This is a genomic window from Streptomyces sp. NEAU-174, from assembly GCF_052665095.1.
Map to the genome: position 1 here is coordinate 1 of NZ_JBQTCE010000030.1, position 12,687 is coordinate 12,687.

Sequence of the window (12,687 nt, forward strand, 5' to 3'; positions counted from 1 at the left end):
GGGTTGTCGGGGTGGGGGTAGGTGATCAACTGAAGGAAGCGGTTCGTGTGATGACGGAGGTGTCTGACGCCTCATCACAACGAACCGCTTCCGGATGCCATCGTCGCTGATTGCCGCTGTGTCCCGCCACCTCGACCACGATGCGGGCTCCCCGACGACCCCGACCGCCTGCTGGAACTTGCCGACGTCCTCGACATGCTGCCCGATCCGCGCCGTCGACAGGGCCGCCGTTACCGGCTCGGCCGCCCAGCGCTGTGGCCCGCCTCACCGGCTGGACCAACACCGCCCACCCCAGCGACCAAACGCCCTCTCACACCGCCCTCTTAGCGTTTTACTTGGCGAGTGAGTTGGCCACAATGGTGGCCAGTTTCCGTGCGGAGGAATCGGCGGACAGCAGCTGTTCGGTGCCATGTTCGATGGCCTGGGCCGTCTCGATGGAGCGGGGGAGCATGGTCTTCTCGTAGACGCGGATGGCGTCGTCGACAGTGGCCGCGTTCGCGAGGGCGAGGGCGAGTTCGCCGGCGTCAAGCATGGCGAGGTTGACGCCGGTGCCGAGCGGGGGCATGAGGTGGGCGGCGTCGCCGAGCAGGGTCACCGTCGGGTTGTGGTCCCAGGTGTGCGGGACAGGGAGCACGAAGATCGGGCGGTGGATGTAGAGGCCGTCGTTTTCGCTGATCATCTGGCGCATGCGGGGCGACCAGTGCGCGTACTCGTCGCGCAGCACGGCGCGGATGCCATCGGTGTCCTCGGCGGTCAGCCCCTTGGCGCTGATCCAGTCGACCGGAAGGCGTTGGATGATGTAGACGCGGATCTGGTTTCCGCTGTTGCGCTGGGCGACCAGGCTACGTTCGCCATCGGCTGCGTGGGCGATGCCCAAGCCGACCAGCTCGGCGATCTCGGGGTGTCGGTCGTCGACGTCGGAGAACCATGCTTCCAGGAAGCTGATCCCGGTGTACTCGGGGATGGCGGTGGACACGGCCGGACGTACCCGGGAGAAGGCGCCGTCGGCGCCGATGACCAGATCGGTCTCGACGCTCGTGCCGTCGGCGAAGTGCAATTGCCGCGGCCCATCGGTGGGTCCGCTGATCGTGTCGAGGGAGCGGCCCCAGCGCACAGTTCCCGTCTCCAGGGAGTCGAGCAGCAGGTTGCGCAGCTCACCGCGGTCGATTTCCGGCTTTAAGAGTTCGTCGGCCGCCGGGACTTGGTGGGACGTGATCGCGCCGGTCGGGTCCATCTGTCGCATTTCCTGCCCTTCGGGACGGGCGAGAGCGAAGAACTCGTCGAGCAGGCCGGCTTCGCGCAGGGCGACCTGGGCGTTGTCAGCATGCAGGTCGAGGGTGCCGCCTTGGTTGCGGGAGTCGCGGCCCGGGTCGCGGTCGTAGACGGTGGCCGCGATGCCGCGCTGCTGGAGGATGCGTGCGCAGGTCAGTCCGCCGGGTCCGGCGCCGATGATGCTGATCCTGGCGTTAGCGGGTTCTGGGGACTTCATGGAAGTTCCTTTCTGTCGGAGAAGATGGAGTCACCGGGCGAACAGGGCGGGGCGGCGGCACTCAGAGGTCGCCTCGGTCATGGAGGTGCCTCGTGAACAAAACCAACCCGCGGAGGGCACGTCGCTGGGCGACGATGGGCGACAGAGCGAGATCTGCCACCGGAGTGGGGTGAAAAGGGCGGTCCACGCGGGCGGCCTCGACCGAACGCACCGGCCGTCATCCCGGAGTCGCCCTGCCGTGCCGCCAGTAACCGACGAAAGTGATGTCGGACTTGTCGACGCCACGCTCATGGACGAGGTGCCGCCGCAGTGTCGTGGGCAGGTGATTCTCACCCGCCACGAAGGTGGCGAAGCGCCCGGCCGGCAGGGCGGCCTTCATCACGGTGTCGAGAGCGTAGCGCCCCGGAAGTCCGGGGCGGCCGTCGCGCGGAAGCCAGTGCACGCTGACGTTCTGTGGCGTGTTCAACTGCTGGATGTCCGCGCTGCTGGGTACCTCGAGGAACACTTCGCTGGGCAACGCGCCCTCGTCGGAGTCCAGGATGGACAGGATGGCCGGCACCGCGGTCTCGTCCCCTACGAGCAGTTGCCATTCCACGCCATGGGGCGGACTGTAGGTGGCTCCCTCGTCGAGGATGCCGACCGGTTCGCCGGAGCGGGCGCCCCGCGCCCAGGTGGAGGCCGGACTGTCCCCTTCGTGGAGCACGAACTCGATGTCCAGTTCGGTGCGGTCGGGCCAGAAGTGCCGGGCCGTGTAGAAACGGACGTAGGGGCGTACCGCCTTGCCCGTCATCATGTATTGCGCCATCCATGTGGCGTCGGACCGGGAGGGCAGCCAGAGCCGGCCCTGGCCGGGCCGCCGGAACAGGAGCCTGAAGGCCTGGTCGACTCCGATCGGCCGGAAGTCCTTGAGGTCCTCTCCGCCCACGGTCACCAGCAGGAAGTTTCCCGGCCTCCACTCCTTGCGCACGACTTCGACCGACAGCATCCGACGGCTGACGGGCTTAATCCGGTTCATGGTGACGTCCTCTTCCCATGCATCGACGCCGCAACGGGAGATGGGTACGCACCACGCCCGGGCATCAAGTCAGGCATGCCTAACCGTAGAATGACGCTTGTGCGCATGGTGGCCATGCGATACCCCGGAACGGCCAGACCGTGATCGGAGCACGGGGCGAACGGGACTGCTGGGCTGGGACGGGACGGATCGGCGGATGGAGAGATGAGCGTCATGGCCCAGGCGACAGCTCTGGACGAGGGAGCCGCCTCTCCGATCCTGAGCATCGATCACCAGCATGCGCATCCGCCCCTCCAGGTGGCACCCCATACCCATTCGGAGCCGATGCTGCTGTGGGCGTCGACCACTTCCGTCACCCTGCGCACGCTCTCGCACGACTGGCTGGTGCCTCCGGGGCACGGCCTGTGGATTCCCGGCCGTGTCGAGCACACGGGGACGACACGGCACGCCGGTGAACTGTGCGTCATCCGGTTCATGGCCACGCACTGCCCCATCGACTGGACGCAGCCCACCGGCGTCGCCGTCGGGCCGCTGCTTCGTGAGCTCATCCGATACCTGCGGGCCGAGCCGGACGCGGCGAGCCGCCGGCATGCCGAAGCTCTCCTCTTCGAGGTCCTCATGCCGCTGCCGACCCACTCGATCCAGGTGCCCATTCCCGCCGAACCGCGCTTGCGTACGATCACCGAGCGACTCATTGACTCGCCCGGAGATCAGCGAGAACTGGCGATGTGGGCGGCGGAGGTGCACAGCGGGGTGCGTACTCTGTCACGGCTCTTCCTCGCCGAGACGGGGCTGACCTTCTCGCAGTGGAGGACTCGGGTCCGTGTCCGCGCCGCAGTAGGCCATCTGGCGACCGGCGCGTCCGTCAAGGCCACCGCGCGGGCCGTGGGATACCGAAAGCCCAGCGCCTTCATCGCCGCCTTTCAGCGCGTGACTGGGCAGACGCCCGGTACCTACGGGGGCGAGTAGGAGCCATGCAGCGAGTGCGGTTTGGTGTCACATGATGTGACGCTCGGGTTGAGCGGGTTGTCAGCTGTGCTGGGCTTGGTCCCCTTTGACGGACATCATCCTTCTGGAGCGGCAGCCACTGATCTTCGATGTCCGCCAAACGGGATCAAGTCCAGGTGTGGGCCCAAGGCGCCTGCGTGCTCACCTGCCGGGTTGGATGAGGTCGAGTGCATGGTCGGGGTGTGACGTGTAGTAGTCGGTGGCGTGGGCGGTGTTGGTCCAGCCGGTGAGGCGGGCCAGGGCGATCGCGATGTTACGGAAAGTGGGCATTGCGCGGGGCGTGTTCCCGGTCCGGATCTTGGAGGCGTCCTCGGCGAGGGTGGTGTCCCGGACGTGGTGATGGGCTTCGACGTGCCAGTGCTCGCGCACCGCTCGGGCGAGCTGAGCGTCGGTCGCGGAGAACGCGTCGTGGCTGGTGACGGCATAGACGTGCTCGATCTGGATCTTCCCGCTGTGCAGGTCGCGTCGGCGGCGGGTTACCTTGATCGCCTGGGCGGCGTGCGGGAGCCGCAGCCGGCGCGAGACCCGGACGGCTTTGAGGCGGCGGATCTCATCACGGCCGTGCCCCTTCTCCCGGGTGGCGTGGCCGAGGGGGACCTGGTTCCAGGGCAGCGACTTGAGGAAGTCGTGCAGCTTGGGATGGTTGTCCTTCACGATCGCGATGTAGTCGGCCTTCTTCTCCTCGACGAGGAACTGCGCGTGAGCGTGCTGGGTGTGCAGGGCGTCGAACGTGACGGTGCGGCCGACCAGGTCGAGCGGAGCGAGAAGAGGCTTGAACTCGCTGTTCTCGCCCTTCTTCCCGGCGACCTGCCGCTGGTTCAGCGTCGCGCGTTCGCCGTGGGTGACGGCTGCCAGTAAATGCACCGCCTTCGTCGCCGCAGTGCGCGATCCGCGCAGGCTCTTGCCGTCGACGGCGATCGCGCACAGTCCTTCGTCCTAGTCGGGGCGGGTTGCAGTGTTCTGCAAGCCACGCACCCACCGCCGCGTCCACCGCGTCGCCGTCCAGACGTGCCAGGAGTCGGCCGAACGTGGTCGCCCGCGGTGCGGCCCGCAGCCCCAGGCGGTGACGGACCTCGTCGGGCAGGTAGGCGGCATGCCTTGCGATGGCAGCGAGGGTGGTGGCGCCGGCGAGTACGGCGATCGTGCACAGTGCCAGGACCGGGCCGAGCCGGTAACGGCGGCCCTGTCAACGGCGCGGATCGGGCAGCACGTCGAGGACGTCGGCAAGTTCCAGCAGGCGGTCAGGGTCGTCGGGGATGGAGCCCGCATCGTGGTCGAGGTGGCGGGACACAGCGGTAATCAGCGACGATGGCATCCGGAAGCGGTTCGTTGTGATGAGGCGTCAGACACCTCCATCATCACACGAACCGCTTCCTTCAGTTGATCACCTACCCCCACCCCGACAACCCGCCCTCACCCGGCAGTTCAGGGCATCTCACCGCCCGAGAGCGCACGAGCCCTGACCTGTCGATAGGGGGAAGAGATCGCTTGCGTGTCCCTGGGTATGTCTCCGAGACCTCCGCAGATCGCACCCGGAGGCCGCTCAAAATTGGTAGCAGGCGGCCGTGGAATCGGCCAACAGCAGGGCATTGGATTCGGCCTGATGGCTCATCAGCTCTCGTCCTCACAGGAAATCCGCAGGTCACGGGAGGGTCATGGGCACAGGCATGGCGGGGCGCGGGGCGTGGCGGCGACCTCGCTGCCGCGCCGGGAGTGGGCACCTGCGTGCCACCGCCCCGTGCCACACGCATATGACGGGCGATGAACTGGGCTTTGCCGTACGAGTGGCGGACGCGCGACGACACGCCACCGGGCGGCAGAGCGCACGGGAGCCCGGCGAGCGAGCGGGCCGGGACCGCGTCGGTGATGGCCGAACACCTCACCTGGCGTCCGTATCGGCTTCCGCGCCTGCCGGAACGAGTTGGCAAGCGGTTCGGTGTCGGTTACGGTGAGTTCCTCAGCCGCCCGGTGAGCGGCGGCCCGCGTTGCCCGCCCCATGCGATGCGGCGTTCTGCGGCATTTCCACGGACGTCTCCACTTCTCCGGGTCCCGCATCCCCCTCCTCAAGCAGCGGCGCCCCCCTGCCCAGGGGCGCCCTCTGGCTGCGCCTTTCCCCTCCGCCAACAGCACCGCAACCGCCGCACAGCCGTACGGATGTTCCCAACCACGCTGCCACCGCAGCGTGCGGAAGGAGGCCGGGGTCGCAGTGACATCGACACCCACCACCAGACGATGGGCCCTGCTGGCCATGTCCGTGGGCGTGTTCTGCATCCAGCTCGACGCGTTCGCCCTGAACCTGGCCCTGCCGCAGATCGGCCGCGACCTCCACGCGGGAGGCGCCGGCCTGCAATGGGTGACCAGCGCGTATCTGCTGTCCACCGGGACCCTCATGCTGGGTGCCGGACGCCTCGGCGACCTGTTCGGACGGCGACGGCTGCTGATCCTGGGCCTCGCCGTCTTCGGCGCGTCGTCCCTGGTCTGCGCGCTCGCCCCGGCGCTACACGTCCTGGTCGGCGCCCGGGTGGTCCAGGGGGCGGGGGCCGCGATGATCACGCCGGTGGGTCTGTCCCTGCTGACGAACGTCTACCCGAGCGAGCTGCGGGGCCGCGCCACCGGCCGGGCGCTGGGCATCGGCGGAATCGCCACCGCCTGCGGCCCGTTCATCGGCAGTGCCCTCACCGACGCGGTGTCCTGGAGGGCGGTGTTCTGGCTCAACGTCCCCCTCGCCGCGCTCGGCGCGGCATGGGCCTCGCGTACCGCCGAGAGCTATGACACCAGCGTGCCCCGAAGGGTCGACTGGCGCGGGCTTGCCACCGCGACAGCCGCGCTCGTCACCCTTGCCGTCGTCGTCGATCGCGGCCGCCACTGGCAGTGGCCCGTCATCCTGGCCGGCCTGGCCGCCGCGGCGGCCATGCTGGCCTGGTTCGTACGGCTTGAACGGGTGGCGGCGAGCCCGCTGGTCGAGCTCACGCTGTTCCGCAACGGGCCCTACGTGGCGCTGACGCTCGCCGGGGCCGTCGCCAATACCGCGACCGTCATGTTCCTGTTCGTCGTACCCCTGACGCTCCAGGGGCAGTGGGACCTGTCCGTCGCCGTGGCGGGCATCGCCTTCCTCGCCCCGGCACTGGCCATGGCAATCGCCGGTCCGATCGCCGGCCGTATGCCCCCACCCGCCGCGGTGCGCGTGATGACCGTCTGCCTGGGCGCGGGAGCCCTCGTCCTCGCCTGCCTTGCCCGGGCCTCATCGCTCGATGCGTATCTGATCGCGGCCGCTGCGGGCGGTGCGGTTCTCGGAACGGCCAACTCGCTGACCCTCGTCGCCACTCAGGGGGTGATCAGACCGGAGCGGGCCGGGGAGGCGTCCGGAGTCACCAAGACGGTCATCACGGTGGCGGCGGGCCTCGGCGTTGCCCTGGCCGGGGCTGTCGCCGACCAGAAACGCGGCGTGGGTTCCGAAGCGGCCTCCGACACCGCGTTGCAGATCACCGCCCTGGGGTGCGTGGCCACCTGTGTGATCCTCGCCGTGTGGCTCGGGGCCCATGAGCGACAGCGGCAGAACGCGTGAGCCGAGCGGGGCAGTGTGGTGAAAGCCTTGGACAGTGTGAGACATCGACGGCCTCCCCACCACCAACGACATCGTCGTCAACAATGCCGGGCTCCAGCACATCGCGCCGCTGCACGAGTTCCCACCGGACCGCTTCGCCCTCATCCAGAAGATCATGGTCGAGGCGCCGTTCCATATCATCCGGCGCGCCCTTCCCCACATGTACGCGCGGGGGTGGGGCCGCATCGTGAACCTCTCCTCCGTACACGGCCTGCGCGCCTCGGCCTTCAAAGGCGCCTACGTGACGGCCAAGCACGCGATGGAAGGGCTGAGCAAGGTCGCCGCCCTGGAGGGGGCGCCGCATGGTGTGACGTCGAACTGTGTGAATCCCGGATACGTCCGCACCCCCTTGGTCGAGGCCCAGCTCGCCGACCAGGCCCGCTCGCACGGCATCGCGGAGTCGGAAGTACTGGAGAAGATCATGCTGGAGCGCAGCGCCATCAAACGCCTCATCGAGCCGGAGGAGGTCGCCTCCGCGGTGCTGTGGCTGTGTTCCGAGAACGCCGGTTTCGTCACCGGCGCCTCGCTGCCGCTGGACGGTGGCTGGACCGCGCGCTGACCGTCCCATGACCCGAATCGTCATACCCGCGGGTGCGCGCACATCGAGCCGCGCGCATCCGCCCTCCCCGAGGTTCGTTCCATGTCACAGACCACTTTTTCTTACACCGCCGCCCTACGACGCCTGATGGAGTTGCTGGCCACGGACGCCTCCGCCGAAGTTAACAGCGGTGGCCACGCGCGCCCGCGCCGACGGCATCGACGACCACGAACTGAAGGAGATCGACCGGGCCGTCTCCACCGCCCTCGGGGTCCGGCAGGTGCTCCATCGCCAGCGCCGCCGCGAAGGCGAACTCACAGCGCTGTTCGACACCGCCGGCGACCTGGCCGCCCTGCGTGACCTCGACGCGGTACTGCACTCGATCGTGCGGCGCGCGCCAGAACCCTGTTGGGGACGGACACCGCCTACCTCACCCTGGTGGACGAGGCCGCCCAGGACACCTTTATGCGGGTCACCGACGGCTCGGTCTCGCTGGCCTTTCAACAGCTCAGGCTCAAGCTGGGCGAGGGCCTGGGCGGGCTGGTGGCCCAGACCATGCGTCCCTACGCGTCCCCGGACTACCGCAGAGACGAACGGTTCCAGCACACCCAGACCATCGACCATGGAGTCCTGGACGAAGGTCTCGTCGCCATCCTCGGCGTGCCGCTGCTCCTCGGCTCGGGCACGGCCGGCGATCACCATGTCATCGGTGTTCTGTTCGCGGCCGACCGCGACCCCCGCGGCTTCTCCCCGGACGAGGTGGCCCTGCTCAGCTCGCTCGCCGCGCACGCCGGCGGACGGGCGTCGTGGTGAACTACGCCTCTGTCGTTCTTTGCGGACGGTCGCCTCGCTTCCGCCCTTCGTCTCGGGATCCGCCGGCAGACAGGTGCGGATGGTCATGCCGTAGTGTCGCCCGACCTCGACGATGTCCGGGTTGCGGACCGCGATGTTCGTGATGTCCTCGGTCGTGACGGTCTTCTCGTTGTCCGTGAGCGCGTAGGTGGGGACGCCGTACGTCGTCCGCCGATGCGCGGGCCCTCGCCCCAGCCCAGTGCAGCCAGAGCGCCGGTTCGGCGATCCAGGACCGGCAGACGGGGAATATCCACTGGCCGCCGTCAACCAGGCAAGGGGGCTCTCACAGTACCTGGATCACCAGGGTCTCCCAGACGTCCAGGACGCCTGTCAACCTGCTTGAGTCGGTTCCCAGCTACACAGAGGAGAAGTAATGGATCCACGGGAGGCGCGCACGGCGGCCGCCCGAGAACCCGTCCCAGGGGCCCTGAACGAAAGCGCCGACAACACTCCATGGACACGCGCTGGAGCTTTACCCCCATCAGTTCAATTCCGCTGCACCGGACGCGCGACCGTGTCAGCACATGCTTCCACGACAGAAGGAACGAAGACCAATGGCGGACAGCCAGTTCACCACTCACGCAGACCTTTTCGATCTGAGTGGGAAGTACGCACTTGTCACTGGCGGCACCAGGGGCATTGGGATGATGATAGCGCGCGGCCTTCTCCAGGCGGGCGCCCGCGTCATTATCAGCTCACGTAAGGCAGACACGTGCGCGGAGGCACAGCATCTACTGTCCGAATTCGGCGACGTTCAAGCAATCCCCGCCGACCTGTCCAGGTACGACGAGTGTCAGCGCCTCGCTGATCTCGTCAAGGTCGACTCGGAACGCCTGGACATCCTCGTCAACAACGCGGGAGCGATGTGGCGCGAGCCGCTGGAGACGTTCCCGGACGAGGCCTGGGACGCGGTGATCGACCTCAACCTCAAGTCTCCGTTCTGGCTGGTGCAGGCGCTGCTCCCCGCACTTCGCAGGGCGGGCACCGCCGATGATCCCGCGCGGATCATCAACATCGGCAGTATCGCCGCCATCCACGTCGCCGAGTCGCCCAACTACTCGTACGCCAGCAGCAAAGCGGCACTCCACCAACTCACCAGAGTGCTTGCCAGGGAACTGGGCCCACAGCATGTCACGGTGAACGCGGTAGCCCCAGGACCGTTCCCGTCGCAGATGATGGCGTCCACGCTCGATGCCATCGGCGACACGATCGCGGCGAAGGCCCCTCTGCGCCGGATCGGCCGCGACGACGACATGGCAGGTATCGCCGTGTTTCTCGCCAGCCGGGCCGGGTCCTACCTCACGGGCACCATCATCCCGATCGACGGCGGCATCGCCACGACCGCATCAGGTACCTAGGAGCTGTCCGGCCGATCACGTGCGGAGCCAGATGACCAGGGCGGCTGCGGTGACTGTGCCAAGGAAGACGTAGCCGCGCTTGTCATAGCGGGTGGCGACTGCCCGGGAGTTCTTCAGCCTGTTGACGGCCCGCTCGACGGTGTTGCGTTTCTTGTAGCGGTCCTTGTCGAAGCCTGGCGGCCGTCCGCCTTGTGATCCTTTGCGCAGGCGAGTGGCCTTACTGTCGGTCTTCTCCGGGATCGTGTGCCGGATTCCTCGTTGTCGCAAGTACTGGCGGCAGGGACCGTTGCTGTAAGCCTTGTCCGCCCTGACGCTGTCGGGCTTCTTGCGGGGCCTGCCCGCTCCGGGGCGGGGCACCCTGATCCTTTCCAGCACCGATGTGAACTGGGTGCAGTCCGCCCGTTGTCCCGCAGTGACTATCAGGGACAGCGGGCGGCAGAGGCCGTCGGCACTCAGATGGATCTTGCTGGTAAAGCCGCCGCGCGAGCGGCCCAGGCCCTCATTTCGTTCGCCACCAGTGCCAGCCGACCCACCAGACTTCGCCATGGCCTCTCGATCTGGTGTTCTACCTCCTCAAGCGTTCCCTGGTGCCGTCCGCCGACCATAACCGGTGCCAGTCATAGATCGTCTTCCACGGCCCGAACCGCTCGGGCAGATCGCGCCATGGCACCCCGGTCCGCACCCGGTGAAGGATCCCGTCGATCACCTGTCGGTGATCTCGCCAACGCCCGCACCGCCTGTTGCTCACCGGCAGGTGCAGCCTGAGGCGTTCCCACTCGGCATCCGTCAGATCGCCGCGTTCATGCCGTCCCATAGGGCATGCCCTCCCCTACCGTCGCGCCAGCCAGGTCGCGATCTCCTCCACCACCGCGGGGTCAACATGTCCTGGCCGCGCGTACTCGGCCGGCGTGGGTTGGCCGGTGCCGGGAAAGAAGAGGTGGTTGGCCTCCTCGTGGATCCTGATTGTCACCTCGGGCCGGTGCTCCAGGGCACGCTGCCAGCCTGTCAGGTCGTCGGCGACGGTCACTTGGTAGTCCCGCCCGCCCTGAAGGATCAGCATCGGGCAGACCAGTTGAGCTGCCGTGGCCACCGGGTCGTAGGCGCGCAGATCGAGCCAGTAGGCGGCGGAGAGGCCAAGCGGCAGCAGGCTTGACGGCGTGGCAGGCGTAAGTTCCGGGTCCGCCACCGACGCGGCCTGCTGGACCAGTGCCGACACCGCCTCCTCCGCGCTCGGGCCGGGGGCGAGCTCCGCGAGATAGCGGGCCACCCGGACGGCCGCCTCATGCATCGGCTGCGTGTCCGCGGCGAGCAGCACCAGGCCCGCGATCGATGGGTCGGCGGCCGCGATCCGGGGCGCCACCTTGCCGCCCATGCTGTGCCCGAGCAGGTGGATCCGCTCCGGTGCCACCTCGGGCTGCTGCTGGAGCAGCCGGACGGCAGCGAGTGCCTGGGGCAGGTACTCGTCGGCCATGGTGAAGTCCGATGGCAGACGATCCGGGTGCACGAAGGTCACCTTGTCGAAGCGCAACACGGCCACCTGCCGGGAGGCGAGCCCCCAGGCGAGGTCCTTCAGCGGCTTGTTCGGGCCGCTGCTTTCGTCCCGGTCGAAGGCGCCGCCACCGCTGAGCAGCACCACGGCGGGCCACGGTCCGGAGCCGACGGGCAGGCTGAGCGTGCCGGGGACCGCGAGCGGCCCGGTACCGAGCAGGACGTCCCGCTCGGTGAACCGGTCAGCATCCGCGTAGTGCGGCGGCTGCCACTCGGCGCCACCGTGCGGATCGAGTCTCAATCCGTGCAACAGACCGTCGTCGCCCACCGACGTGACCACGGTGAAGCTGCCGTTGGCGCAGGTCACCGGGATGCGTACGCGCGCCAGGCCAGCCTCACCAGCCTCGGTCACCGGCTCCTCAATCACTTTGACCCCGCCCTGTCCGGCAGCCTCGGCCGTCCACGCGAGCCGCAGCGCCTCGACGGAGACCGCGGCCCTCAGTGGGGGCGCGAACAGCCCTACGATTTCGCCGAACCGCTCCGCCCGCAGCAGCGTGGCAACGCCTCGCGCTGCCTCCAGTACCCCACCCTCAGTCATTCTCATATTTGAGAAAGGTAGCAGTCGTGAGAAAGTTGGGCATGAACTCTCTGGATCTGCTCGCCCACCCCATCCGGCTGCGGATCGTGCATGCGATGGGCGGAGGAAGGCTGCTGACCACCGCCCAGCTCTGCGCACGCATCCCAGAAGCCTCCAAAGCCACCGTCTACCGGCACATCGATCTGCTGGTGGGCGGCGGGGTCCTGGAGGTGGCTGAGGAGCGCAGGGTGCGCGGCGCGGTGGAACGGCACTACCGGCTGCGACAGGACCGGGCTGTGATCGGCTCTGAGGTGGTCCGCACGCTAACCGCCGAGGACCACCGGCAGGCATTCGCCACCGCAATGACCGCCCTGCTGGCCGAGTTCACCGCCTATCTCGACCGCGACAGAGCTGATCCTGTGGCCGATCGGGTGGGTTATCGGCAGCATGCACTCTGGCTCAGCCCGGCGGAACTGGAGGAACTGATCGGCGAGCTGCGTGCGGCCATCGCTCCAAAGCTTGCCAACCAGCCGAGCCCCGAACGAGCGCAATACCTGCTCAGCCCCATCCACTTCCCGCTAGAAGCCCCTCAGGCGGAACCCGAGCGGCCGACGGCAGAAGCCGAGCAGGAGACAGACACATGATCGGCCGGACAGCTCCTAGGCGTCGGCGCGAGGCTTTGCCGGCGGCCGACGGGCCCTCGTGAACACCTCCAAGTCGGGTCTCAACGCAGGCGTCGGGGTACCCAACGACCGGGA

At 68.1% G+C, this 12,687-nt stretch carries 8 protein-coding genes and 5 pseudogenes; 6 read left to right on the top strand and 7 right to left on the bottom strand.

Going from position 1 to position 12,687, the window contains the following annotated elements; translation table 11 throughout:
* Positions 1-331: 331 nt before the first annotated feature.
* Positions 332-1,489: an FAD-dependent oxidoreductase gene (locus ACT2CW_RS47110; RefSeq protein ID WP_445518577.1), complete on the bottom strand. Its 1,158-nt coding sequence runs from the start codon at positions 1,487-1,489 to the stop codon at positions 332-334.
* A 217-nt stretch (positions 1,490-1,706) separates the two neighbouring features.
* On the bottom strand, positions 1,707-2,504 hold the full coding sequence (locus ACT2CW_RS47115; RefSeq protein ID WP_445518578.1) for a siderophore-interacting protein: 798 nt from the start codon (positions 2,502-2,504) through the stop codon (positions 1,707-1,709).
* A 213-nt stretch (positions 2,505-2,717) separates the two neighbouring features.
* Here ACT2CW_RS47115 and ACT2CW_RS47120 point away from each other — a divergent pair, with 213 nt between their 5' ends.
* Positions 2,718-3,473 carry a helix-turn-helix transcriptional regulator gene (locus ACT2CW_RS47120; protein WP_182470154.1) on the top strand — a complete coding sequence of 252 codons (756 nt, stop codon included), beginning with the start codon at positions 2,718-2,720 and terminating at the stop codon, positions 3,471-3,473.
* 180 nt (positions 3,474-3,653) lie between these two features.
* Here ACT2CW_RS47120 and ACT2CW_RS47125 read toward each other — a convergent pair whose 3' ends face one another.
* Together ACT2CW_RS47125 and ACT2CW_RS47130 are read right to left on the bottom strand one after the other, a co-directional pair.
* Positions 3,654-4,439 (bottom strand): ISAs1 family transposase, encoded by a 786-nt coding sequence (locus ACT2CW_RS47125; protein WP_445521100.1) that lies wholly within the window; start codon positions 4,437-4,439, stop codon positions 3,654-3,656.
* Between the two features lie 97 nt (positions 4,440-4,536).
* Positions 4,537-4,668: pseudogene (locus ACT2CW_RS47130) on the bottom strand (hypothetical protein); the annotation flags it as partial.
* A 1,050-nt stretch (positions 4,669-5,718) separates the two neighbouring features.
* Here ACT2CW_RS47130 and ACT2CW_RS47135 point away from each other — a divergent pair.
* The 3 genes and pseudogenes from ACT2CW_RS47135 to ACT2CW_RS47145 all read left to right on the top strand — a co-directional run.
* Positions 5,719-7,077, top strand: coding sequence for an MFS transporter (locus ACT2CW_RS47135; RefSeq protein WP_445521046.1), 1,359 nt, complete (start codon positions 5,719-5,721; stop codon positions 7,075-7,077).
* Between the two features lie 43 nt (positions 7,078-7,120).
* Positions 7,121-7,675, top strand: a pseudogene (locus tag ACT2CW_RS47140) (SDR family oxidoreductase); the annotation flags it as partial.
* Between the two features lie 81 nt (positions 7,676-7,756).
* Positions 7,757-8,446, top strand: a pseudogene (locus ACT2CW_RS47145) (GAF domain-containing protein); the annotation flags it as partial.
* A 42-nt stretch (positions 8,447-8,488) separates the two neighbouring features.
* On the opposite strand, the pseudogene ACT2CW_RS47150 reads toward ACT2CW_RS47145, so the two are convergent.
* Positions 8,489-8,747 (bottom strand): annotated as a pseudogene (locus ACT2CW_RS47150) (IS21 family transposase); the annotation flags it as partial.
* Positions 8,748-9,060: 313 nt separating this feature from the next.
* Here ACT2CW_RS47150 and ACT2CW_RS47155 point away from each other — a divergent pair.
* A complete protein-coding gene (locus tag ACT2CW_RS47155) occupies positions 9,061-9,864 on the top strand; it encodes an SDR family oxidoreductase (RefSeq protein WP_445521047.1) in 804 nt (267 codons plus the stop codon).
* Between the two features lie 15 nt (positions 9,865-9,879).
* On the opposite strand, the pseudogene ACT2CW_RS47160 reads toward ACT2CW_RS47155, so the two are convergent.
* Together ACT2CW_RS47160 and ACT2CW_RS47165 are read right to left on the bottom strand one after the other, a co-directional pair.
* Positions 9,880-10,678, bottom strand: a pseudogene (locus ACT2CW_RS47160) (IS5 family transposase).
* A 15-nt stretch (positions 10,679-10,693) separates the two neighbouring features.
* Positions 10,694-11,950 carry an alpha/beta fold hydrolase gene (locus tag ACT2CW_RS47165; RefSeq protein ID WP_445521048.1) on the bottom strand — a complete coding sequence of 419 codons (1,257 nt, stop codon included), beginning with the start codon at positions 11,948-11,950 and terminating at the stop codon, positions 10,694-10,696.
* A 41-nt stretch (positions 11,951-11,991) separates the two neighbouring features.
* Between ACT2CW_RS47165 and ACT2CW_RS47170 the strand changes: the two genes are divergently transcribed.
* A complete protein-coding gene (locus ACT2CW_RS47170) occupies positions 11,992-12,573 on the top strand; it encodes a helix-turn-helix domain-containing protein (protein ID WP_445521049.1) in 582 nt (193 codons plus the stop codon).
* The last annotated feature ends 114 nt before the right edge of the window (positions 12,574-12,687 follow it).

Excerpts from the sequence above, each read along its gene's own strand:
- ACT2CW_RS47155 (WP_445521047.1), top strand. The coding sequence starts at position 9,061 with ATGGCGGACAGCCAGTTCACCACTCACGCAGACCTTTTCGATCTGAGT.
- ACT2CW_RS47120 (WP_182470154.1), top strand. The coding sequence starts at position 2,718 with ATGGCCCAGGCGACAGCTCTGGACGAGGGAGCCGCCTCTCCGATCCTG.
- ACT2CW_RS47165 (WP_445521048.1), bottom strand. The coding sequence starts at position 11,950 with ATGACTGAGGGTGGGGTACTGGAGGCAGCGCGAGGCGTTGCCACGCTG.
- ACT2CW_RS47170 (WP_445521049.1), top strand. The coding sequence starts at position 11,992 with ATGAACTCTCTGGATCTGCTCGCCCACCCCATCCGGCTGCGGATCGTG.
- ACT2CW_RS47115 (WP_445518578.1), bottom strand. The coding sequence starts at position 2,504 with ATGAACCGGATTAAGCCCGTCAGCCGTCGGATGCTGTCGGTCGAAGTC.
- ACT2CW_RS47110 (WP_445518577.1), bottom strand. The coding sequence starts at position 1,489 with ATGAAGTCCCCAGAACCCGCTAACGCCAGGATCAGCATCATCGGCGCC.